Here is a 23,015-nt window from a genome sequence, read left to right as displayed (position 1 = left end):
AGTTAGCGCTGAAAATAGCTGCTTGAGATAGATTTATTATCCAGAGTTCAGGTTAGTTAGTAACTAGCTTTACTCTATTGTTTGTATTTCATGAACGGTGACAACACCATCGTGTTTATTACAATCAATTTTAATTTCGCCGAATGTTCGTCTCGGTGATGTTGACCTACGGCAGGTCATGTTTTGAGCTTTAACACCAAACTGCTCAATATAAACGGCAACAATTGCATCTATTTCTTGCTTCTCGTGTGTTGTCGCAGCAGTATAAAAAGTATCATATTGTTGTGACCAATTTTCAACGCCTGCTTCTGCAGCAACACCCAACCACCCCATACCAAGCTTAATTGATTGCTCTAAATATTGCCCTTTTAAAAACATAAACGCTAGGGTGTATTGTGCACTTTTATAGCACAATGCAGCGGGCTCTTCTAAATAGTTAAAAGCCTCTTCAAACTCCTCTTTTCTGTATGCCTTAACACCATTATATTCTTTTTTCTTCATGGTATTATCGCTGTAAAGACTTATTGGTGACGAATTACAGCCAGTTATTAAAGCCATCAATACCAGCAAAGTGGCACTCAATTGTCAATGATTCATTATTATCCTTAATTTATTATTGTTTTTGCCCAGAAACATATACCACTTTTAAAACACCCGCCCTAAAATATGTTAGCATAAATTTAACATTATCATGGGATTGCAAAGCTTACAGCGATTATTTTATTAGCGCAGTTTTAATCGCCTATTAAAAGTAGATAAACCTAATTTTTTAATACCCTGTATTTATACACAAGGCACTTTACCACTTTAAGCAAAATACTTTTAACTGACGTAAATCTATCACTGACTGCCCGTTTGCTGAACCAGTAATAATAACTGCGCGGCCGCTTTGGCATCGTCTAATGCACGGTGATGATTGGTTAAGTCTAAATTAAAGTGTGCCGATAAATTACCGAGTGAGTATGACTTTAATCCCTTAAATGCTTTGCGTGATTCAACGACTGTACACAGTTTCGGCATTTTAAAATTAATCCCTATCCTCTCAAGCTCTTTTTTAATAAAGCCATAATCAAAATTAACATTATGCGCCACAAAAATACTGCCTGATAATTGATTCAGTAACGGCGCTGCAATCTCGCTAAATATGGGCGCATTGCTTACCATGGCATCGTTAATACCAGTTAGTTTGGTAATAAAGCGCGGGATGGGTCGCTCTGGGTTTATCAATGTGGTCCATGTATCAACTATTTCGCCCTGCTTTACTTTAACAATACCAATTTCGGTAATGCGGTTACCGCCTTTGAGGCCTCCTGTAGTTTCAATATCTACCACACTATAAATACGGTTAGGGTCTACATACCACTTCACCGCGGCAATATTGACTTTAAAACCAATGTTTTTTAAATTATCGATGCTCACTAGCTGGTTTCTTTTAAGCTTGTCTCCGGGGGCTTTTACCTCCTCAAAATGAACTGCGCTGTTATCAACAATCATTAAATCGGGGTAACCATCTTTTAATTGTCGGTAGTTTTTTGCCATGTTTTTTAAATGGCTTAATAGCGCATTTATCGGGCTGTTTAAAATAAGCATCTCTAATGGCTTTAATACATCTTTGTGCCATCTAAATAAGCCATTTGATTGATCATAATACTTCGCTGAATGGTTACACACTAAACGCAGCAATTTTTGGGTACTATTACACGCAGCCAGCCGCGCCTCTACTTGCGAGGATTGATTTAAATAAAATGTATCTGTTTTTAAGGCTTGCGGGTAAATATCAAACTCATTGCAGGGGGGTGTCGGAGTTTCAATAAAAAGTTCCTGCCAAAAAACCAGCGCAAATAAGCTTTGCCACAAGGTATTCTCGGTATAAAAAACGTGTTTACCTTGGCGAGTGTAGTGATCACTTACACCTAACTCAACATCGCCACGATAGAGCTCATCAACTTCTATAATACAGCGTGTACTGGCTAACATTTCACTAAGCCGTGAGCGTGTTTGCTTGTTAAATTTGCGCATTAAAAAGTCATCCGCAAAGTACAGTAACTCATCGGTGAGCGGATTTTCTATAATTTTCTCAAGTTGCGCCTTTACCCATTCTTTATTGCCTAAACGGTATTGCTCTCTTATTTGAATTTCTAGGGCGTGCGCATCATCCTCGCAGGCATTAAGTACATCAAACGCTAATACAGGGTTAGTTGTTTTTAGTTGCTTATAAAGTATGATCAATAACTTATTCTTTAGCTCTCGAGCTACAACCCCTACTGCTAATTCATTTATTAACTGTTTTGCTAACGTCTCATTTTCATTGTCATCTTTCGCGTTTTTAACGGCTAACCGAAAACGGTTTAACACATAGTTAGATTGCGCTTCCTCAATTGAGTCAAAGCGAGACAAACTTTCATTATGCCCTTGCCTAACAGGGGTTACCCCTAAATCTCTTAGTACAAACCGGTTTTGATGATTAACATCACCGGCACTGAGCCTGCCAATATACAAAAACTCAAAATACTGGTAACACTCATCTCTATTATTGATCACGTACTGATTATACAAATGCGAAAGACGCTCTGGCTTAGATTCAAAAAATGAAATAGCGACTTCAACTAAACAACTTTTAGCAGCACTTTTTTTAAATAGTGGTGGCAGCTCTTGTTGAGCTAACAACTCAATTAAGGCCGGCTTTGTTAGATGGCTAAGCAGTTGCTTAGCGTCTGCTTGTGAGGGTTCACAGATTAACCCAGCTGTTTTTAAATTAAAAAGTGACTGATAAGGCGAAATAATCTCTTCATAATTTAATGACTGAGTTTGCACTAAATAAGGTTTACGAGAATAAATACGTGCTAGCATGCATTGGCTTTGCTCGTCGAGGGTGTTTATTTTATTAATAAATGTAATGTGCTTTTGCTCAAGTAAATGCATACATTTATCGCTTACAAAGCCTATTAGCTCTTTAAAATGTGCCAAATAATATTTTGCTGGTAACTCTTTTTTCATAAAAACCGCCAGTACTGTATATAAAAACAGTATAATTATTTGAGCGCTTTTAGCAACCCAATTAGGAGTTAATAGCCTTTTAGAATTTAAATTGATTCAATCTCGGGCGCTTTAATTTTAGCGAGGTTTGTTACTTAATAAACTAAGTTAAAACCGAGCACCCTTTTTATACCCTGGCCCTTATCTTCACCTGTGTAGATAGCAGAACCCTTCAAGCAGTGCGTGTTTAACATTAACGAAGCGTTAGTACCTATTTACGGGCATTCACATGGCAAAAGATCTATTTTTCTTAAAAACCAAACATACTGCTGAAACTTCAATCTCAAAAGATAAACAGACCCTCGCGCAACTCAATTAATTTATTTATGCATACGTATTACTATTGAAATATCTTTTTTAGCGTGATTACTCTGTGCTAAGGTTGCCCGCAAATTATTAGTGGTACTTTAACTTCATTACACATAATAAAAATTAGGATTGAACAACATGACAACACAGCATGCAACTAAAGGTGAGCAAAGCGCACAGACAAAGTGCTCACTTTTATACGTTATTTTTATATCGGCTGTTGCCGCCATTGGTGGCTTTTTATTTGGTTTTGATTCAGGCGTTATAAATGGCACTGTATCGGCATTAGGTAATACATTTAACTCAAGCAGTGTAGCAACAGGGTTTAATGTTGCCTCTGTTTTACTTGGTTGTGCGCTGGGTGCTTTAGCTGCTGGCCCATTAGCTGACAAATTTGGCCGTCGCGCTATTATGATTGTCACTGCACTTATATTTGCTATCAGTGCATTTGGCTCTGGTATTGCTGATAGCTCAGCTGAGTTTATTTTTTACCGCTTATTTGGTGGATTAGGTATCGGTGCGGCATCTGTTTTAGCGCCGGCTTATATTGCAGAAGTAGCACCTGCCAGCTTACGCGGCCGTTTAGCAACACTGCAGCAGCTTGCTATTGTTCTTGGCTTATTTGCAGCCTTTTTAAGTAACTACCTAATTGCTAATGCCGCAGGCGGTGCCGAGGGTATTTTACTGTTAGACTTAGCTGCATGGCGCTGGATGTTTTGGGCTGAACTGGTTCCTGCAGGCTTATTTTTGATTGGCGTACTTTTTATTCCTGAGTCACCGCGTTACTTAGTCGCACAAGGCAAGCTTAAACACGCTAAAACTGTATTTAATAAAATCTCAAATGACGATGCTGATGCGCAAATCAGTGACGTAAAGCAGTCTCTGAAAAGTGATAAAAAACCAAGTATTCGCGACTTATATATTGATGGCAGTAAAAAAGTACACCCTATTGTTTGGGTGGGTGTAGCTTTATCAGTTTTCCAACAATTTGTTGGTATTAACGTGGTATTTTATTACGGTTCAGAACTTTGGCAAGCCGCTGGTTTTGATGAATCACAATCACTGTTTATAAACGTGCTTGCGGGTACCACTAATATTTTATCGACCTTTATAGCTATTGCTTTAGTCGATAAAGTAGGTCGTAAGCCACTATTATTGGTAGGTAGCATAGGTATGTTTATTAGTTTAAGTGCACTTACCTACACCTTTGGCAGTGCAGGCCTTGATGAAGCGGGCAAGTTAGCACTTAGCGAAAATATGGGTACCTTTGCTTTAATAATGGCTAACCTGTTTGTGGTATTTTTTGGTTTAAGCTGGGGCCCAATTGTGTGGGTACTGCTTGGTGAAATGTTTAATAATCGCATTCGCGGAGCAGCCCTTGCGGTTGCAGCTAGTGCGCAGTGGATAGCTAACTTTGCTATTACTATGACCTTCCCTATCATGCTAGGTAGTATTGGTTTAGCAGGCGCCTATGGCTTTTACACTCTCTCAGCGTTTATTAGTGTGTTCTTTGTGGTTAAATACATTAAAGAAACACGCGGTATGAAATTAGAGTCAATGTAATCACTTGGCTGGAGTAAAATAGCGCTTAATAATGCTGTTTTACTCCAGCGTATTTAACCCTCCTTTGTAAGCCCTTTCATTTACCTGTTCCTCATCCACAAACAATATGCTTTTTTAGTATATATAATCTTTTAAAGTTCTTTTTTGGAATATAAAAAGGGTGCAAATAACCCGGCTACTTTTTCAGCTAATGGCACGCAAATGTCGGTAGGTATAGAATTATTTGCTCCTAAGCGTAACTACACCGCTGCAAAGGTCGATGAATACTTTCCCAATGCACTGTATTTGGACGCAACCACCAAAAAGAGTGATAACAGCTTATTTGCAATTCCCGAATTTGCTATTGGCCATCAACTAAATGAGCGCATTAATATTGGCCTATTAGTTTACGGTAACGGCGGAATGAACACAGAATATGTGGCTGATTCAGCTCCTCAAGGCACATTTTATGACGGTACCACCGGTGTTGACTTAAAACAGTTATTTGTCAGCCCAACCATGAGCTATCAATTAAATGAGCAAATACGCCTAGGTGTATCTGCTATTTATGTAGTGCAACAATTTGAAGCACAAGGTTTGGCAAATTTTGCCGCTTTTTCGCAAGCACCAGAGGCGCTGTCTAATAATGGCGTTGATACCAGCACAGGCATTGGAATACAACTTGGGATCAGCCACATTATTAATTCGTCATTTAGCTGGGGCGCCAGTTACCGTTCATCAGTGTCTATGGATAAATTTGACCGTTACAGCGGCCTGTTTGCAAAGCAAGGCGGGTTTGATTTACCAAGCTCTATTCAGCTCGGTACCGCTTGGCAGTTTTTACCATCGCACCAAGTGGTGTTTGATTGGCAAAAAATAAATTACAGTGAAGTAAAAAGTATCGCCAACCCTATTACTAATTTAATGTCAGCGCCACTAGGGGCTGAAGCCGGAGCAGGCTTTGGTTGGCACGATATGAGTATTTATAAACTGGGTTATCAATGGCAACGCACTGAGCAACAAAAAATTAGGTTTGGTGCTTCTTATACCGAGCAACCCATTCCATCATCTGACATTTTATTTAATATTTTAGCGCCCGGTGTACAAGAATGGCATTTTACAGCAGGCATTAGTCATGCACTTAGTGACGCGGTGCAATTTAACGCAATGGCTTTTTATTCACCTTCTAAAAATGTAACAGGTGCAAACTATTTAGCGCCTAATCAACAACTATCAATTTCAATGGAACAATCAGGATTGGGTGTATCCCTTGCTTGGAGGATTTAAACGATGACAACCGAATTCACACCACTATCTGGGGCTATTGGCGGTGGTTTAATTGGTCTAGCCTGCGCGTTATTACTGGTTTTATTTGGTAAAGTAGCGGGAATTTCAGGGCTTATAAAATCAATTTTTAATCCACTGGCAGCAGCTTCTCGTTGGAAACTTTGTTTTATGATGGGGTTATTACTAGCAGGTGTATTTATACAATTATTTGCCCCTGAGCTGTTAGTAGGTGAATTAAGCTTATCCCCTTGGATGATTATTATTGCAGGGCTTTTGGTCGGTGCGGGAACCACGTTAGCGAATGGCTGCACCAGTGGTCACGGCGTGTGTGGTATGTCGCGCTTTTCGGCTCGTTCATGGGTATCAACCTGTACGTTTATGGCAATCGCCATTATCACCGCTAATTTAGTAGGGTAAATCATGCACGCAATTATTACGCTTATTTTAGGGTTTGTATTTGGTTTGGGACTAATTATTAGTGGCATGACCAACCCAGATAAAGTGCTTAACTTTCTCACTTTTAATCAGCAATGGGACGGTAGCTTAATTATTGTTATGGCTGTTGCAATGACCATTATGATGGGCGCATGGTTTTGGCTCACTAAAAAAGGCACGCCGGTGTTTACCGACAAACTAAGCCTTAGCGATTTAAAAAAGGTCGATACGCGGTTAATTACTGGCTCTATTTTATTTGGTTTAGGTTGGGGCTTAAGCGGCGTGTGCCCGGGCCCCGGGCTTGTACAACTGGTATCACTTAAAACAGAGTTTTGGTTATTTTTTGCTTCAGTACTTGGCGGTATGTGGCTGACCAAAAAAGTATAATATGAATTGCCGAGCACGCCTCGGCCACTTAGCATGCTAACCGTGATCTATGCTGTGTGCTCTTCAGCTGCTGCTCAACTGAGTATATTACCAATCACTGTATATAAATCATCGCTATTAAAGGGTTTGGCTATAAAGTCATCCATACCAACAATTAAACAGCGCTGCTTATCTTCTTCATAAGCATTTGCAGTGATCGCCACTATAGGTACTCGTAAGCCGGTTGATTGCACGTGTTACGGAGATGCATGCCCATTATTACACGACAGTGGCTGATTTTGGTCGGGAATTTGCATGTTCAGTGGCGAGTAGCATGGCGGAATTTATTGGAAGGCTAGATAACCCAAGCAATGAGATTTGGACGATCAAACGGGACGATAAAATCCATCTGTTGCCATTGATGGTGAAGATCTTGGGCATAATCGAGCACATTTACGATGGTTCATTGCGGACGACTCTTTGAGAGGTTTCGGACTAGGTAAACAGCTTCTCAATTCTGCATTAGCTTTTGCCGATGCTCAGGGTTTCGTCCAAATCAACTTATGGACTTTCTCAGGGCTTAATGCAGCTCGATATCTTTACGAAAGTCAGGGCTTTGCATTGGTGGAAGAGAAACTAGGCTCAAAATGGGGTGTAGAAGTCTTGGAGCAACGCTTCACCAGGTGCATATAAACGTGAATAAATATTTAAGGAGTCTCAATGACAGCTACAAAAGAAGAAGTTATCGCTTTCATGAAATCGGAGTTTCCACAAAGTAAATGCGTTGTGGAAGCAGTGAGCAACGGTAGAGCGACTGTATCTCATCATGTAGGTCAGGATGAATTACGTCCTGGCGGAACGGTTTCGGGGCCTGTTTTAATGAGTGTGGCTGATGTGGCACTTTATGTGGCGATACTTGGTAAAATTGGCATCGTGCCATTGGCAGTAACAACTAGCCTTAACATCAACTTCTTACGTAAGCCATCGGCAAATGAGCGAATCATTGCGGAATGTTCTCTGATAAAAGTCGGCCGTACTCTCGTGGTTGGGGAGGTTTCTCTGTACTCTGAGGGGGTGAGTGATTTAGTAGCACATGTTGTGGGTACATACTCTATACCGCCCTATACATCGAAACGAAGTGAGAATATTAAAACAATTAACTCTCTGAAAGCTTGACTCCGTTTAAAAGAAAAAAGGCAGTTATTTGAGGGGAAGATTAGTGGTTACCAATTGCAATCTTATATAAACGCCTACTTCAGGCCTGCAGCGGAGGCATTGAAGCAATTCGAGGCTAACAAACAAAGTCAGTCGGACAGCTAACGCTGTCGCTGCTTTGGGCGTAGAACGTTCGCCCCTTGTCTGAAGCGGACTTGCGCAAAAGTTATGTCCAACGTCCGCTAATCGCTCTTTGCCGAAGTTCGGCTCAGTGCCATGAGCAGTCATTCATGATCAACTTGTTTCTGCCCCAAAACGAGTCAATGCAAATGCTCCAAGGCGTTGTTTCGAGCAAGGAACGGGCCTATAGCTTAACGATATTTGTGCAGTGAGACAACTATGGTTAAATGTTAACGACAGCGTCGCCCAACCATTGGTTGAAGCTTAATAAATTACCTATTTACATTTCTGAGGTTTGCGTTTAAGGGCGTCAAGTATATTTACTGACTTGAGAATTTAATTTATTTCCAAGCATGTAATCAAGCAGCAGGTTTCTAGTTAAAACTTACCATTATATATTCCAGTAAAGAGTAGTTTTTTACGGGTTTCTCTTGTGTTTAAATGCCTCAACAAAAGCTAAAAATGCAGGTGATGACTGTCTTCTGTTGGGGTAATAAAGGTGAAATCCAGGAAAATACGGTGTCCAATCAGTTAATATTGATTTTAATCTACCATCATTCAGATAAGGTCTTGCCAGTTCTTCAGGAACAAATCCGAGACCAATACCATCAACGGCTGCATTCAGGACATGTATAATGCTGTTAAATACAATGTGCCCCTTACCCTTAACAGTAAACTCTTTACCATCTTTTTCAAACTCCCATGCATACACAGATCCTTCTGGCCGATGTCGAATATCAATGCACGAATGCTCAGGTAACTCGTAAGGTGTTTTAGGCTCTCCGTGTTGATTGAAATAATTGGGAGATCCAACCACAACGAGGCGTATATCGGGACCTATGGGAAGCGCTATCATATCTTGATTGATTGATTCACCTAAACGAATACCCGCATCAAACCTATCGGTAACAACATTGGTAAATCCATAATCGACGTATAGTTCAATAGTTACGTCAGGAAAATTCTCCAAGAATTGAGCCAGTTTAGGTCTTAAACAGAGTTCAATTTGATCATCTGTACACGAAATACGAATCGTGCCAGATGGTTTATCTCTTAGCTCTCCCAGAGCTTCCACCTCCTGATTTATCATCTCAAAAAGGGGTGACAAAGAGGTAATTAATCGTTCTCCCGCTTCTGTAGGTGATACGTTCCTAGTCGTTCTAGTTAGTAACCTTAGTCCCAGCCTTTCCTCTAGACTTTTCATTCTATGACTTAATGCTGATGGGGTAATACCAATTTTTGCAGCTGCCTTGGTAAAGCTTTCATCTTCAGCCACGGCAAGAAAAGCTTGTATGTCGTCAATTTTTGTAAAATTCATTATTGAGTTTTTCTCACAAGTTCATCAAATTACATGCTACTAATCATGTTACTTAATCTGTGTCAATATTTAAATTAATAATCAGCTATTCAATCAAGACATGATGATACAGGGGACATACTTATGGCTTTAATAGATAGTACTAAACATGCTGAACAAGAACAGGTGTTATCAAATGTTGAGCCGTCTCGACGCGCCTTTTTGAAAAAATCTGGCGCATACGCTACCGCATTAGGCGCTCTATCAACTTCGGGCTCTGTGTTTGCTGCAAGCAATGGAGCTCCAACACTGACACTCTCAACTGAATGGGATAAGACCTTCGATAAAAGTGACAAAGTGGAGCATAAAAAAGTCAGCTATAAAACCCGCTATGGTATAACTCTGGTTGCAGACCTGTATGTACCAATAAATATCACAGGAAAACATGCGGCGTTAGCTGTGAGTGGCCCGTTTGGTGCCGTTAAAGAGCAATCATCTGGACTTTATGCCCAAACAATGGCAGAAAGAGGGTTTATTACGCTCGCTTTTGATCCGTCTTATACGGGAGAAAGTAGTGGTGAACCACGTAATGTTGCTTCTCCTGATATCAATACCGAAGATTTCAGTGCTTCTGTGGACTTTCTTGGCTCTTTACCTAATGTCGACCGTGAGAGAATTGGTGTTACTGGTATTTGTGGCTACAGTGGTATGGCACTGACCGCAGCAACGAGCGACCCACGCATTAAAGCAGTCGCAACCGCTTCAATGTACGACATGTCTCGTAGCATGAGTCGTAGCTACAAAGACAGTTATACAATGGAAGAACGCCATAAAGTTATGGATTATCTTGGTCAGCAACGTTGGGCCGATGTCGATCGTGGCAGTTATGGTTTGGGTTACCATGAGGTTACGTTCGATGACAATGGAAATATTGTCACTGGGGAACGTGTTCTGCCGGATACCTTATCTGCGAACCCAAACCCGGTACTTGCCATTTTCTTTGACTACTACCGTACCAAGCGTGGTTTCCACCCACGAGGTATTAATTCTGCATCAGCTTGGACTGCCACGACACCAATGTCATTCTTTAGCTTCCCTATGTACGCCAACATAGAAATGATCGCACCGCGACCAGTGCTATTGATTGCAGGTGATAATGCACACTCTCGTTATTATTCAGAAGATGTACACAAGTTGTCTCCTAATAATGCTGAGCTGATGATTATTCCTGACGCAGATCACGTCGATCTCTATGATCAAATGGACAAAATTCCATTTGATAAGTTGACGGCGTTTTTCCAGAAAAGCTTAGCTTAATAACTGGGCTGGTTAACGATGCATAAGATAACTAAAAGACTCATATATCCTGGTTTAATGGTTTACTCAAAGGTCGGTAGGACAAGCGCCGCATCGTGACGGTACTTCTTCATGCCGCTTTGTTTGTCAATATGCTCATTCTGTTGATAACGAGTATTGTGATTTCTAAAGCAGTGTTCGGTTTTCTGCTTATTGGGTAAAGGTAATTGTAGGTGTCCATTTAGGAACTCACTGGCCGAAAATCATGGGATTGAGCCGATCTTTGGTGAAGAATATATACAGGAAAATAGCTCTTCGCATTGCTGTAGCTTATATCGTGGCATTAGGCATATGGACGAAACTTACGTTTAACTACAGCCTTGATGTATGGAACTTCAAAACGTCTGTTACCCCTTTTTTTGGTCATTGGCTAACGGTCATCTCACTTCTTGCCGTTGTGACGCATTACGCTATGAAATATTGGCGTACCCAAAGTAGACAAGCCACAAGTAATTAATATATGGAAAGATGGCTAGATATTCCATTGCCATTTTTACCGAAGTTTAGATAGGTATAAAGATTTTATGAATTCTAAAGTTGAACGAGTGGACTCAGAACTTAATTTAGAACAGAGACAAAACAAAACTGAACCGGCTTACTGGAGTGGTATTTTTTCCATGACACTTTGCGTGTTTGCACTAGTTGCTTCTGAATTTATGCCAGTAAGCCTATTGACTCTAATATCGAGTTCTTTAGACGTTACTGAGGGTATGGCTGGTCAAGGGATCGCCATCTCCGGTGCATTTGCTGTGGTGACTAGTTTATTTATTTCAACACTGGCGGGCAATGTCAATCGTAAGACATTACTTTTGGTTCTGACCGGAATGATGGGGCTATCGGGTGCCATTATTGGCATTGCACCTAATTATACCATCTACATGGTGGGCCGAGCGATTATTGGAGCTGTGATTGGTGGATTTTGGTCAATGTCTGCGGCAACTGCGATGAGACTCGTTCCAGAAAATAAAGTCTCTCGTGCGTTAGCTATTTTTAATAGTGGTAACGCACTTGCAATGGTGATTGCAGCTCCTTTAGGTGCGTATTTAGGCACACTCATTGGCTGGCGTGGGGCTTTCTTAGCATTAATCCCGGTTTCAATCATTGCATTGGTCTGGCAGTGGTTGAGTTTACCCTCGATGCCAGTTGAAAAACGCACGATGAATTTAAGAAGTGTGTTCTCTATTTTTTATCTTTTTCGACGCCCAGTCGTCGTTGTCGGAATGATTGCAGTAGGCATTTTCTTTATGGGGCAGTTCAGCCTCTACACCTACATCAGACCGTACCTTGAAAATGTTACCCACACTGATCCCACTACGTTATCAATGACTCTGATGATCATAGGCGTGACTGGATTTATCGGTACGACAATTATTAATAACCCCCTCAAACACGGGTTCTACACAACCTTAGTGACGATTCCACTGATAATGGCCGCTATCTCAATTTCCTTAGTTATGTGGGGACATCTGGAAGGTTTAGTTATTGCACTGTTAGCTATCTGGGGGTTTGTTGCCACATCTGCGCCTGTTGGGTGGTGGGCTTGGGTGCCTAAAACATTCCCAAATAGTGCCGAAGCAGGAGGAGGATTAATGGTCGCAGTGGTTCAGTTATCTATCGCACTTGGCTCTACGGTAGGAGGAATTTTATATGATGTCAGCGGATACGAAAGTACCTTCCTTTCGAGCGCAATTCTCCTATTGATTGCTGCTGCTATGACGTTGCTGACAGCCAGAATGACGGTGAAATAAAACTCTGAAACAGCGTGTTATCGCTCATTCGGAATTCCGTCATTCGTGTTGATTGAGCAATTATGCTGGATTTTCAGCTTAACGTTATAGTCTGGTTCTACGTTATGCACAGTGCTAGATAAAAACTTCGTTAGAGAAATTACTCTAGAAGCGTGAACTTATCTTGAAATAATTCAGAAGAAAATATGAACTATATAGTTTATATACTAAATTAAGGAGTATGGATCAGAACCTTCGGAGCCTGATCCTCAACGAGAGTTTCAATTTTGCCAGCACACTTCCACTCATTTAGCGTATCTGGGTATAGTTTTGCCACTTCACTTTTAGGTTTCATCGCATTTAGCATTGCTCGCCTTACTGCATCATAGCTGGGTTCGCTGAAACTAAAGTAATAGCCAACAATACAATGGCTATACACATCTACTAACATAGTGAGTGTTGGCCGACCAAGTGGGATATGCAGCTCATCATCTAATAGAATAAGATCAAGCGGTGTATGGTCAATTTCAACTTTTTCGAGTACTCGGGTAGGCCGTGTATGCCCTTCTACTTTATTAAAAGCAATATCAGCAAGGCGCTTACCATAACGAGCAATCATTACTTCGTATTGTGGTAAGTTATCTATTCTGTTTTTAAACGCTTTATATGTTAAAGGCTTTAAAACACTGCCCACAACACTGTCGTTTTCAATAATAACTAAATCTGCATAATACTTATAAGCAGAAGCCACTGATGGTTTTTCTTTTACTAAGTAACGCTCAAGCGCTTTTTCAAAAAACTTATCGGTGGCTGTATCGCGCTCCCTGTTACCCTTTTTTTGGTGGCTTGGAATTAGCGCCATGATATTTTTATCTGCATTGGTATAAGCGCTATACCATCGTGCAGCGGTTCTCCAGCTAGGCTTCTTTTCTCCCTCAACTTCGGGCATTACTTTTAATAAAGGCTCAAGGTTTTTTTGTGTCCAACCGCCTTGAATATTAGCCTCAAGCCATTGAATATATTTAAGCTTAGCAAATGTTGTAGTTTTAATTTTTTCAGGAAGGGCTTGTAAATCTTTGGCGTAATTTTGAGGTAGTTTGGTTTCTGCTTTTGGTAATGGCTGGTTAAATTCATCATCAAACAAACCGTCATTAAACATTGTTAGACCAAATTGCTGTTTCTATTGATATTTCATTTGTAGTTAAGTCGGCAAATAACTGCCCTAGTGATAATAAGCGTAGCACCGTAGCAAGTAGCTCACCGGCAGTTACTTTTAAAAAGTTAACTAACTGGCCCACTTTAATAGAGCCGTATTGCTTAACAAGTTCTAGCACCGATGCTTGCAGCTCTGTTAAAGACTGAAAACCAGAGTAGCGATGCAAAAGCTTTAAGTTATTGAGTGTTGGGTATACACGGATTTGCTTATCAGTAACCAGTATTAAATCGCGTCCATCTTGCTTAGCGATGGCTTGCTTTTCAATAAAACGTGCACGAAAGTCTTCATCGGCAATTTTGCTTTGTGGTTTTACTTCGATAAATTTTTGCGTGCCGTCTGTGTGGATAAGTAAAAAGTCAGGCGTGTAACGACAAATACGGTTATCAAACTGATATTCGTAACCGAGTGGTTGTGCTTCAAATGCGGCTATTGATGGTGAAAATTCAAAATGGAAACAAGCATCAAACTCTAAAGAGGATTCAACTAAACAGGTAGATTTATTTTTTTGACTAGCAAATTTATGGAGGTTTTTAACACGGGAGTGTTTGAGTTTTCTTCTGTACATGTGAGTCAACCATCTAACCATTTGGTTAAATACTAGACTATGCCACCTTATACTTCCAATTTATGCCATCTTTTAGTACAAATATGTCAACTTATACTTCAAACAACACCCAAATGAGGAATTTGGGTGGCAGTCTTACCAGCCACATCTCGGCACACACGTCACAAACTGTGGCTGCTCCCTTCCGGGCCTGACCAGGTTCGCCTGCTAGTGTTGCGAGAGGACCAATAAGACTACCATTGAGGGCCTTGGTTGGCGCGATTGAGATTATCGCTACTTTTATTCTATTATTCAAGGGATAATCAAAAAAGAAAGTGCGATTGCATACTTAACATACAATCGCAGAGTGTTTAGTGGTTAAAGCGGTTATTAATTACTCTCTAACTGCGCTTTTATATTACGTAGCGCTGCTTTTACTTTTTTCATGTTCTCTGGGCCCATGCGTAAAAGTTGCTTTTGTGCAGCGGGTAATTGCTCCCACTCAGAAAACGCATACTGATAAGTAACCGAGTCACGCAATAAAGGTAAGCTGCCTTTTGGCTCTGGAGTATCAAGTAGCAAGTCAATGGCATCTTCAAGTGTTTGTGTAAACTCATCATCGCCATAGCCAATTTCAGTGTATGCACTGTTGATTAGCGGTTTATATTCTTCATATAAACGAACAGCTTGTGCGGCACTCATACTCGTTAGTACTTTTACATATGGGGTGTAGCGTTCATAGCTATTAGGGTCAATGGTTAAAATATCGCCTTCGTTTACGCTAAAACCTTCTTCTAACTTTACAACTGGGGTATGTTTCTTAGCTACCTTACCTTTTGCTAAGTTATCGATAAACACCACACCACGACGAATAACATCATCGTTTAACACTAGGCTCATTGCCGCATCGCCTAAGTATTCATCTAATTTTGCAACCACGACAGGATCACTGTCATTTAATGTTGGTAGAGGTACAACCTCAGGCTCTGGCTCAACGTCTGGGCGCTGTGCTGGCACTGCAAACTCTTCAGGTTTTTCTGGCTTAACCGATGGCGCCCCCACCACAGGATCGTTTTCAGGTTTTAGCTCCATAACGGGTTGCTCTTTTATGGGTTCTTCAACCTGCATAACTGTTTCTGGGGCTTCGCTTGGTTTTAATAATACAAACGCGGCGGCAATAATAATGATTAATAAAATAACCCCTGCGAAGATAAGGTTGTTATTCGGTGGACGTTTTTGAACATCTGATTCTGATGGTTTATCTGACATACGAACTCCATAAATATAAAAATGCGATACCGTTTAGAGTACTCTAAACAGATTTAATTCCTAACTTACACTAATATTCATTAATAAGTAGGGTCTGTTGACCTTTCGGATTAAAATTTGTTCAGCCCCCTTAGCGGAGGATGTTTGGTTTTTAAGCTTCGTTATCGCCTATTTATGGGAAGTAACCACAATACATAGGCTCCTCCTTGCCTAAAAATACAAACACACTGATAAAAATTCAACCTCGAAAGATAAATAGACTCTAACATATCCTTTGATTCTTCTAGCTTAAAGACTTAAAGTGAATAAATAAAGTATAGACAGCGAACAGTTTAAATACCTAACATGAAAATTAAGCAAGTCGATCCTAGTAAACCTAAAATTGCCTTATTGCTAACAGGTGGTGGTGCCCGAGCGGCTTATCAAGTGGGTGTTTTGAAAGCGTTAGCGCAAAGTATGCCCAGAACCGCCCCGCTCCCCTTTAGAGTGATAAATGGCACCTCTGCCGGTGCAATTAATTCTGCGGCCTTAGCATGTTACGCCTCATGCATGCATTTAGCGGTAAGAAAACTAGAAACAGTATGGAAAAACTTTTCAACTTCGATGGTATATAAAAGCGACTTTTTAAGTGTGTTTGGTCATATTACCCGTAATATTTTAACCAGTTTCCAGTCAGAACATATAAACCATCCACCAGCAAGCTTGTTAAATAACCGACCACTTAGAAAACTGTTAAACGATATACTGGATTTACATCGTATTGAGCGTAATTTACACCGTGACTATTTAGAGGCGCTGTCTATTACTGCATCCAGTTATACTACTGGCGATTCTGTTGCTTTTTTTCAGTCAAATACGCAACATTCTTGGCAACGAGCCAAACGCGAAGGTCGTGCTACTCGTATCAATGTAGAACACCTAATGGCCTCAAGTGCCATTCCTATGGTGTTTCCAAGTGTGAATATTTATAACCACTATTTTGGTGATGGCTCTATACATCAGCTTTCACCTTTAAGCCCGTCTATTCACTTAGGGGCAAATAAAATATTTATTATTGGGGTTGATCAACCCAAAGAGCCACATCCTCCTGGATACTCTGCACATTTCCCCGGGCTTTCTGCTGTAGCAGGCCATTTACTCGACAGTGTATTTACCGACACTATGCAATCTGATCTAGAGCGCTTGGACAGAATAAACCGCACACTCGGTTTATTGCCCAATAAGCATAAGCATCAAGAGTTGAAACAAATAGATAGCTTTATTATTAATCCATCGCAAAACTTCAATGCCATTGCAGCGCAGTATTACGATGATATGCCTTGGGCGATAAAAGTTTTATTACGTATAATCGGGGTAAAAAAGCGCTCTCAGTCGAGTTTGACCAGCTATTTGTTATTTGAAAAACGCTACACCCAGCATTTAATTCAAATCGGATACGACGATGGTATGGCAAAATTACCTGAGATCAGAAAGTTCTTAGAGCTAGAGTAAGTTTTTTGCTTGATGGGCTACTCTATACCATCAAGTAAATAATGCTCAACACGTTCTACTCGCCTCGGTTTGCCTTGCAACACTAAAATATCATTAGCATACAATATTGTGTGTTCTGGTGGTGTGTCTATTTCTTCGCCCTCGCGGCGAAGCGCCTTAATTAGCACTTTTCTTTTTGCTAAATTGAGCTCGCTTATAGCCTTGTTTACCGCAAATGCTTTATCTGGTAAGGCTATTACATGTAAATACTCTAAACGCTCTAACAAGTTGGTATCGCTGTCAATGTTTTCGCCTGCAAAAAAACTTTGTAATAGCTTATAGCGGTTACGTCTTTCGCTACTAACACGGCGAACTATTCGGCTCATTGGTACACCCGACATAGACAACACATGTGAGACCAGCATTAAACTTGCTTCAAGCGCCTCAGGCACAACCTCAGTGACGCCTAAATCTTTTAAACGCTCTAATTGGCTGTCGTCACGGGTTCTTATGAGTATTTTTACCCTAGGAGCAACCTGCTTTATGGCATCAATCACTATTTGAGTTTGTTGAAATTCCGTAAAAGTAATAATCACTAAGCGTGCTCGCTCTACTCCTGCGCACTTTAAAATATCTTTTTGCTCAACGTGACCAAACAATAACGGTTCACCCGCCGCTTTTCCTTCTTGCACTAATATGGGGTCGCTTTCAATGGCCACATAATCAATAGCCTCTGGCGATAAAAAGCGAGCGATAGTTTGCCCTACCCGAGAAAATCCACATATAACTACATGATTATTATAAAGCGTACTGCTTTGTGGCTCATCTTCATAGGCAAACTTAGCGCGTTCTAACATACCCAGTCGCTTTAAAATAAAGGGAATTTTATCGATTAAATACGGGGTGAGTGCCATAGAAATTACACCCATGGCAATTAAAAATGATACTTGCTCCGCACTCAGTAAGTCATGCTGTGCTGCGAGTGCAATTAACACAAAGCCAAACTCGCCCATTTGCCACAGCATTATAGCGCACGCTAATGCATCTTGTTTTCGCTCTCCCATAAATAAAGAAGATAACATCACTACGGCGATTTTTAAGACTAGAATGCCCAGTAAAGCAACAACAATAATACTCGCATGATTAACAACAAAGCTGATATCTAGCTGCATACCTACGGTAACAAAAAATAACCCCATTAAAATATCACGAAACGGGCGAATATCCGCTTCTAGCTGATGACGGTAATGGCTTTCACCAAGCATCATACCGGCTAAGAATGCCCCTAATGCCATCGATAAACCAAAAGAGTATGTGAGTAACCCTGCAAACAAAGACACCAATAACGTGGTTAATACAAACAGCTCATCGCTCCGTGCTAGTGCCACTTCTTTAAACACCTTGGGCAAAACCCACTTGCCAATAGTCCATAGCAATACACACACAAACGCGCCTTTAGTCAGCGCTAACAGTAATGCCCAACCAATACTATTGGAATCACTGCTGGCAAATAAAGGCAAAATAATGAGTAACGGCACAGCCGCAATGTCTTGAAATAGTAAAACACCGATTGCTAATTGCCCTCGGCGTTTATTTAAATCCCCACTCTCTTTTAATAATTTAGCAACCACCGCAGTAGAGGAGAGCGTAATAATAATGCCAATGGTAAAACTGGTTAATAAATTAAAATTTAATAAATGCAGAATCACAATCAGCAAAATACTACTAACAAATACTTGCAACGACCCTAAACCAAATACAATATTACGCATTGCCATTAGGCGCGATACAGAAAACTCCAAACCTAAACTAAACAGCAAAAATACAATACCTAGCTCTGCAATAAAGTCCATCTCATGGCTTTGTGTTATCCAGCCAACACCATGACCACCCGCTAATAAACCCACTGCCAAATAAGCCAACACAGGGGGAAGCCCTATTCGCTTAAATAGCCATACAAATAGAACCGCAGCAACTAAAAGTCCAAAAACCTGAACATTAATATTTTGCAATGCAATCCTTATAAGCAATCAATGGAATGTGACTTAACTATAGCAACCGTATAAGTTTCAGCAAAAATGTAAATATGGCATATAACCTGCTTAGTTATAAAAAGTAATACTATAGGGGGAATAAATAGTGGAAAACGTTCATATTTTGACACAACGTATCTCTGGTCGCGGCGAATTTTTGCCGTTCTCAGCAGAGCAATATAATAGCAATACACCGACATCACTGCATGAGCTGGCGGCTAAACTACAAACTAGCTTAGTTTTAGAAGATATTTTAGGTACGTTTGCAAACTTTGCAAAACAGCTGCTTAATTTTTCTGGTGTGCATTTTAAAGCAACAAGTATTGATGTAAAAACACCCAATAGTGATGTTGAAAATCCAGCGTACTCGTTTGATTTAAAAGTTGAAAATGAGTACTTAGGCACATTAACTTATTATACAAAGTATCCGCTTAGTGCGGCTATTGAGAAAAAGCTACAACACTTTCATAGTGTGCTAATTTATCCATTGCGTAATGCACTTATGTATAACCGTGTATTAAGGTTAGCCACAAAAGATTCATTAACCGGATTAAACAACCGTAGTCAATTTAATGACATGTTACAACAAAAGCTTGAAAATCATAGACGTAACGGCTATCCATTTAGTTTAATGCTGCTTGATTTAGATAATTTTAAACAAGTGAATGATAACTATGGTCATAAAATTGGCGATGACGTTTTGATAGAATTTGCTACAGTTTTATCGAGCAGTATTAGAGGGACTGATTCGGTATTTCGCTTTGGTGGCGATGAGTTTTCAATATTAATCGAAGACCCGGCTTTCACCACCAATAAAGTGATCGCTGAACGTATTTTGCATTTAGTACGAAACTCACCGATTATGTCTAAGTACAATGTAACAACCAGTATTGGTTTTACCTTAACTAACAGTGGTGATTGCCAAAACGAGATATTTTCTCGTGCGGACAAGGGCTTGTATAAAGCAAAAGCATCTGGGCGAAACTGCGCAAAAGCTTATTAAGCTATAAAAGAGCCTACTGATTGAAAAGCCTAGCCTCCCCCGCTGGGTTTTTTTATACTACTTTTTTAATATAAAGTATTTGTAAATTAGTAACATGGCGAAAAAGCCAAAAAAGAAACCACTGAGTAAATTAAGTAATGCAGCAATTGTCGTAAGCGGTGTAAAAAGCACTAACAGTAAAGGCGTACTCACCCCTAGAATGAAAAACACGCCCCCTTTACCTAACCAATAGGCAAGTAAAATGGCGGCACATACCATACCACCCAATACAGCGTAGCCGAGAGTAATAATATTATGGGTTAAAAATACATTCGCTAAAACCGCAATCAATAGCGTAATTAATATGCCAGTAGGTGCCTTATTTATAAGCGACAGCCCAACATGAGGTTGTTGACTCATGATTTATACTCCCAAATAAAACCAGCATCATCTTTGTGATTATCACTAATAAAATAGCCAACCACTTGAACTAGCTCATCATTGTAAAAAATTAATGGAATATCAGCACGTAGCCAAGGCGCTACCTTTGCATCTTTAAACCAATGCTTAAGGGTATTACTGCCGGGCTTTTTTAGTGGTTTAATACGCGCACTATTACAGTTAAAACGAACACTGACTTGTTCATCAGGTTTAGGGGCGCGTATACCTATTCCCTGCAGGCATTGTAGTATTTGTCCGTCATTCAGCACTAGTTCGCGACTTGTTACGCGTTCAATATTAACGGCTAAAGGCGTCGGCTGCACAAAATACAGATAACCTTGATGGCGGCGTATTTGTCCATCGCTTAGCTTAATAACCATTTGCGCATCAGCTTTGGCATGAATAGCCTGACTCATTATTTGCATTAACTGTTTTTGCGAAGGCATGGTATGGGTAAATAAAGCCAGCCATGCGCGCAGAAGATTCGCAATGCGAATAGCGTTGTAATGAGCCATATTTTGTATATTAAGCCCCTGATGTTGGTTAATACACTGTGCGAGATCTTGCTGGGTATATTCATCAAGCAGTGTTTGTTGCTGCTGTAATAACTCAATACTGCGTGCTGTACACTGCTCAAACCCAGTAAAACGCTCTGCCAACTTAGGCACGATTTGTTGACGCAAAAAATTACGATCAAAGCGTTCATTGGAGTTTGATTCATCAGTAATATGGCTAATATTAAATTGCTGCGCAAACGCTTCTATGTCGCTGCGTTTTACCCCAAGTAATGGCCTATAGCACTCACGGCCACTTTCAAGCACGCGAGTTTGCTGCATAGCGCCGAGCCCTTTTAAGCCTGAGCCGCGCTTTAAACGAAGTAAAAATGTCTCTACTTGGTCGTTTAAATGCTGGCCTAACAAAATAATACTATCACTTGGGCTGTATTCATCTAGCGCTTGATAACGCGCTTCGCGAGCTTGCGCTTCAATACTGGTGCGCGATTGCTGCTTAATAATGACGTGTGCCGCTTTAAAATCAATTGAAAGTTGCTCACAACGTGCTTGGCAAAATTGCTGCCAGTGATGGGCGTTATCACTTAAGCCATGATTTACATAAATTGCACTTAAATTTAATTGTGGCCACTGCTCTTTTAACCCATGCATTATCTGCAACAACACTACCGAATCTACGCCACCAGATAAGGCTACTGTAAATGTGAATTGCCCATTTTCTAAGTAGTGATTAAGGGCTTTTTTTACCTGCAGATAAATTTGTGATGTGTGCATTATTATAACCAATGAATGAATTGCTAATAACCCGAATAAAAAAGGCTCTACGTTACGGTATATTAAAACAAAAAAAGCCGCATAGGCGGCTTTTTTCTCTATTTAGCTACATTTAGCTACTTTTAACAATAACCAAACGACATTAAACGCTTGTAACGCTGATCAAGCATCTCTTCAAGCGATAACGCTTGTAGGTCTGCTAAATCTCGCTTAAGGCGTACTTTTAAGTTACGTGCCATGCCATCGTAATTACGGTGCGCGCCGCCTAGGGGCTCTTCAACTAAATTATTAATTAAATCTAGCTCTTTAACACGCTCTGCTGTTACACCCATTGCCTCTGCAGCCAATGGTGCTTTGTCGGCACTTTTCCATAAAATTGATGCACAACCCTCTGGTGAAATAACCGAGTAAGTGCTGTATTGCAACATGTTTACTCTGTCGCCCACACCAATGGCTAATGCACCACCTGAACCACCTTCACCAATAACAGTACAAATTGTTGGTACTTTAAGTGCGGCCATTACTTTTAGGTTACGTGCAATTGCTTCAGACTGACCACGCTCTTCAGCGCCCACACCAGGGTATGCACCTGGGGTGTCGATAAAGGTCATGATTGGCATTTTAAAACGCTCTGCCATTTCCATTAAGCGCAATGCTTTACGGTAACCTTCAGGTTTTGGCATGCCAAAATTGCGTTTAATCTTTTCAGCAGTACCACGGCCTTTTTGCTGACCGATCACCATTACTGGCTCACCATCTAAACGGGCTACGCCGCCTAAAATGGCAGGGTCGTTAGCAAACGTGCGATCACCCGCAAATTCGTCAAATTCCGTAAAAATACGCTCGATGTAATCTCGAGTATAAGGACGCAACGGATGACGTGCTAACTGTGATACTTGCCAAGCGCCTAGTTCAGAGAAAATTTTCTCCTTCATTTGTGCGCTCTTTTCTTTAAGTTTACTGACTTCCTCTTCTAATCCAAGGTCTAATTCGCCAGCGCGGCTTACATTTTGTAATTCTTCAATTTTTGCTTCTAATTCTGCAATTGGAAGCTCAAAATCAAGATAATTGAGGCTCATGCTCT

Annotated in this window: 20 protein-coding genes, 1 other RNA gene and 1 pseudogene; 10 read left to right on the top strand and 12 right to left on the bottom strand. The window is 40.5% G+C overall.

Annotation, left to right across the window (positions count from 1 at the left end; genetic code table 11):
- Nucleotides 1–69: 69 nt before the first annotated feature.
- Together QMA00_RS06285 and QMA00_RS06280 are read right to left on the bottom strand one after the other, a co-directional pair.
- Nucleotides 70–558, bottom strand: a complete 489-nt coding sequence (locus QMA00_RS06285) for a sel1 repeat family protein (RefSeq protein ID WP_076922233.1) — start codon at nt 556–558, stop codon at nt 70–72.
- Nucleotides 559–840: 282 nt separating this feature from the next.
- A complete protein-coding gene (locus QMA00_RS06280) occupies nt 841–2,997 on the bottom strand; it encodes an exonuclease domain-containing protein (protein WP_076922232.1) in 2,157 nt (718 codons plus the stop codon).
- Between the two features lie 486 nt (nt 2,998–3,483).
- Between QMA00_RS06280 and QMA00_RS06275 the strand changes: the two genes are divergently transcribed.
- From QMA00_RS06275 to QMA00_RS06260, 4 genes are all read left to right on the top strand, one after another.
- Nucleotides 3,484–4,908: a sugar porter family MFS transporter gene (locus QMA00_RS06275; RefSeq protein WP_076922231.1), complete on the top strand. Its 1,425-nt coding sequence runs from the start codon at nt 3,484–3,486 to the stop codon at nt 4,906–4,908.
- A 144-nt stretch (nt 4,909–5,052) separates the two neighbouring features.
- On the top strand, nt 5,053–6,174 hold the full coding sequence (locus tag QMA00_RS06270) for an outer membrane protein transport protein (RefSeq protein WP_254843665.1): 1,122 nt from the start codon (nt 5,053–5,055) through the stop codon (nt 6,172–6,174).
- Between the two features lie 3 nt (nt 6,175–6,177).
- Entirely contained in the window at nt 6,178–6,591 is a 414-nt protein-coding gene (locus tag QMA00_RS06265; protein WP_076922230.1) for a YeeE/YedE thiosulfate transporter family protein, read from the top strand.
- 3 nt (nt 6,592–6,594) lie between these two features.
- Nucleotides 6,595–6,996, top strand: coding sequence for a DUF6691 family protein (locus tag QMA00_RS06260; RefSeq protein ID WP_076922229.1), 402 nt, complete (start codon nt 6,595–6,597; stop codon nt 6,994–6,996).
- Between the two features lie 74 nt (nt 6,997–7,070).
- On the opposite strand, the pseudogene QMA00_RS06255 reads toward QMA00_RS06260, so the two are convergent.
- Nucleotides 7,071–7,220, bottom strand: a pseudogene (locus QMA00_RS06255) (response regulator); the annotation flags it as partial.
- A 172-nt stretch (nt 7,221–7,392) separates the two neighbouring features.
- Between QMA00_RS06255 and QMA00_RS18935 the strand changes: the two are divergent.
- Both QMA00_RS18935 and QMA00_RS06250 read left to right on the top strand, forming a co-directional pair.
- Entirely contained in the window at nt 7,393–7,668 is a 276-nt protein-coding gene (locus QMA00_RS18935) for a GNAT family N-acetyltransferase (RefSeq protein ID WP_356947885.1), read from the top strand.
- Between the two features lie 27 nt (nt 7,669–7,695).
- Nucleotides 7,696–8,151 (top strand): PaaI family thioesterase, encoded by a 456-nt coding sequence (locus QMA00_RS06250; RefSeq protein ID WP_008464865.1) that lies wholly within the window; start codon nt 7,696–7,698, stop codon nt 8,149–8,151.
- 577 nt (nt 8,152–8,728) lie between these two features.
- Here the strand turns inward: QMA00_RS06250 and QMA00_RS06245 are convergent.
- On the bottom strand, nt 8,729–9,628 hold the full coding sequence (locus tag QMA00_RS06245) for a LysR family transcriptional regulator (RefSeq protein WP_076922227.1): 900 nt from the start codon (nt 9,626–9,628) through the stop codon (nt 8,729–8,731).
- Nucleotides 9,629–9,751: 123 nt separating this feature from the next.
- Between QMA00_RS06245 and QMA00_RS06240 the strand changes: the two genes are divergently transcribed.
- Both QMA00_RS06240 and QMA00_RS06235 read left to right on the top strand, forming a co-directional pair.
- Nucleotides 9,752–10,924 carry an alpha/beta hydrolase gene (locus QMA00_RS06240; protein ID WP_290156456.1) on the top strand — a complete coding sequence of 391 codons (1,173 nt, stop codon included), beginning with the start codon at nt 9,752–9,754 and terminating at the stop codon, nt 10,922–10,924.
- A gap of 563 nt (nt 10,925–11,487) precedes the next feature.
- The gene (locus QMA00_RS06235; protein WP_076922224.1) at nt 11,488–12,711 is read left to right on the top strand and encodes an MFS transporter; all 1,224 of its coding nucleotides are present in this window, start codon (nt 11,488–11,490) and stop codon (nt 12,709–12,711) included.
- A 211-nt stretch (nt 12,712–12,922) separates the two neighbouring features.
- On the opposite strand, the gene QMA00_RS06230 is transcribed toward QMA00_RS06235, so the two are convergent.
- From QMA00_RS06230 to QMA00_RS06215, 4 genes are all read right to left on the bottom strand, one after another.
- Nucleotides 12,923–13,849, bottom strand: coding sequence for a hypothetical protein (locus tag QMA00_RS06230; RefSeq protein ID WP_290156452.1), 927 nt, complete (start codon nt 13,847–13,849; stop codon nt 12,923–12,925).
- A complete protein-coding gene (locus tag QMA00_RS06225; protein WP_087530673.1) occupies nt 13,842–14,471 on the bottom strand; it encodes a TnsA endonuclease N-terminal domain-containing protein in 630 nt (209 codons plus the stop codon). The genes QMA00_RS06230 and QMA00_RS06225 overlap by 8 nt, the downstream gene beginning before the upstream one ends.
- A 133-nt stretch (nt 14,472–14,604) precedes the next feature.
- An RNA gene (gene ffs / locus QMA00_RS06220) (signal recognition particle sRNA small type) lies at nt 14,605–14,701 on the bottom strand.
- Nucleotides 14,702–14,840: 139 nt separating this feature from the next.
- Nucleotides 14,841–15,719, bottom strand: a complete 879-nt coding sequence (locus QMA00_RS06215) for a DUF3014 domain-containing protein (protein WP_036981968.1) — start codon at nt 15,717–15,719, stop codon at nt 14,841–14,843.
- A 345-nt stretch (nt 15,720–16,064) separates the two neighbouring features.
- Here QMA00_RS06215 and QMA00_RS06210 point away from each other — a divergent pair, with 345 nt between their 5' ends.
- A complete protein-coding gene (locus tag QMA00_RS06210) occupies nt 16,065–17,210 on the top strand; it encodes a patatin-like phospholipase family protein (RefSeq protein WP_036981966.1) in 1,146 nt (381 codons plus the stop codon).
- A gap of 17 nt (nt 17,211–17,227) precedes the next feature.
- On the opposite strand, the gene QMA00_RS06205 is transcribed toward QMA00_RS06210, so the two are convergent.
- Nucleotides 17,228–19,201 carry a monovalent cation:proton antiporter family protein gene (locus tag QMA00_RS06205; protein WP_138626781.1) on the bottom strand — a complete coding sequence of 658 codons (1,974 nt, stop codon included), beginning with the start codon at nt 19,199–19,201 and terminating at the stop codon, nt 17,228–17,230.
- A gap of 127 nt (nt 19,202–19,328) precedes the next feature.
- Between QMA00_RS06205 and QMA00_RS06200 the strand changes: the two genes are divergently transcribed.
- Entirely contained in the window at nt 19,329–20,225 is an 897-nt protein-coding gene (locus QMA00_RS06200; protein WP_036981963.1) for a GGDEF domain-containing protein, read from the top strand.
- 57 nt (nt 20,226–20,282) lie between these two features.
- On the opposite strand, the gene QMA00_RS06195 is transcribed toward QMA00_RS06200, so the two are convergent.
- The 3 genes from QMA00_RS06195 to accA all read right to left on the bottom strand — a co-directional run bounded on the left by QMA00_RS06195 (nt 20,283) and on the right by accA (nt 23,010).
- Nucleotides 20,283–20,624 (bottom strand): hypothetical protein, encoded by a 342-nt coding sequence (locus QMA00_RS06195; RefSeq protein ID WP_250653665.1) that lies wholly within the window; start codon nt 20,622–20,624, stop codon nt 20,283–20,285.
- On the bottom strand, nt 20,621–21,931 hold the full coding sequence (gene tilS / locus QMA00_RS06190; RefSeq protein WP_250653664.1) for a tRNA lysidine(34) synthetase TilS: 1,311 nt from the start codon (nt 21,929–21,931) through the stop codon (nt 20,621–20,623). The genes QMA00_RS06195 and tilS overlap by 4 nt, the downstream gene beginning before the upstream one ends.
- Before the next feature lie 122 nt (nt 21,932–22,053).
- Nucleotides 22,054–23,010, bottom strand: a complete 957-nt coding sequence (gene accA / locus QMA00_RS06185) for an acetyl-CoA carboxylase carboxyl transferase subunit alpha (RefSeq protein WP_036981960.1) — start codon at nt 23,008–23,010, stop codon at nt 22,054–22,056.
- Between the last annotated feature and the right edge of the window lie 5 nt (nt 23,011–23,015).

The organism is Pseudoalteromonas sp. APC 3694 (genome assembly GCF_030407565.1).
Lineage (GTDB): Bacteria > Pseudomonadota > Gammaproteobacteria > Enterobacterales > Alteromonadaceae > Pseudoalteromonas > Pseudoalteromonas tetraodonis.
Note: the sequence above shows the minus strand (reverse complement) of the source record. Positions and strands in the feature narration are given on the sequence as shown.